Annotated in this window: 1 pseudogene; it reads left to right on the forward strand. The window is 57.0% G+C overall.

Going from position 1 to position 1,007, the window contains the following annotated elements:
• Nucleotides 1-1,007, forward strand: a pseudogene (locus tag EAE90_RS23205) (hemagglutinin repeat-containing protein); the annotation flags it as partial.

The raw sequence follows: 1,007 nt of genomic DNA on the forward strand, positions 1-1,007 counted from the left end.
TTACAATCCGCCGACGCCCTGACTCTGGATACTGACGGACAGTTGCTGGATAACCAGCAGGGCCATATTCTCGGTGATGGAAAAACCACTGTCACCAGCGGCCCGCTGGACAATCGCCACGGTCATCTGCAAGGCGGACAGTTGGCTATTGACACCCGACACGCCGCGCTGGATAACCGGGACGGCAAACTGTTATCCACCGACATGTTAACCCTGAACACTCATCAGCTCGACAATCGTCACGGGCAGGCGCAGGCGGTGGGCGACACTCAGCTTCATGTTGACACTCAAACCGATAACACCGGCGGCCTTATCCGTGGCGGTCAGCAGTTGACCCTGAACACCTCTCGCCTGATTAACCGGGAAACAAAGCAGACAGATAACGGGCTGGAAGCACAAAACCTGACGGTCAACGCCCAACAGGTGGACAATACCCAGGGCGCTTTACGGGCGGCCAATCACCTGCAAGCTCAGGTGAGTCACACGCTGGAGAATGCTGAGGGGCTAATCTCCGCGGGCAAACAGCTTACCGTAGACGACAAGAGCGGGCACACCTCGCTGGTGATTAACAACCGGCAAGGCACCTTAATTGCCGGGGAACAGGCCACGATTAACGCACACTCTCTGAGCGGTGACGGCCAACTGTTATCGCAGGGCGATATGGCGGTCACTTTAACCGAGGATTTTCATCATACCGGCAACACCGCGGCCAATGGCAATCTGACCCTGAAAACAACCGGCAATCTTATCAATGACCGCCAGATAAAAGCCGGTCGGGCGCTGCATCTTGACGCACGCCATCTCACCAATAGCGTCTCCGGTGAAATCAGCGCCGGGCAAACGCAAATCCAGGCTCACGATACCCTGAGCAACACCGGACTGATTGACGGCGGTTTGACTCATCTCACGGCCAACACCCTGAACAATACCGGCACCGGGCGCATTTACGGGGACCAGCTGGCCCTCCAGACGGGTACATTGAATAACACCGCCCAGGACGGCAAAGC

Source organism: Photorhabdus caribbeanensis (assembly GCF_018448885.1).
GTDB lineage: Bacteria > Pseudomonadota > Gammaproteobacteria > Enterobacterales > Enterobacteriaceae > Photorhabdus > Photorhabdus caribbeanensis.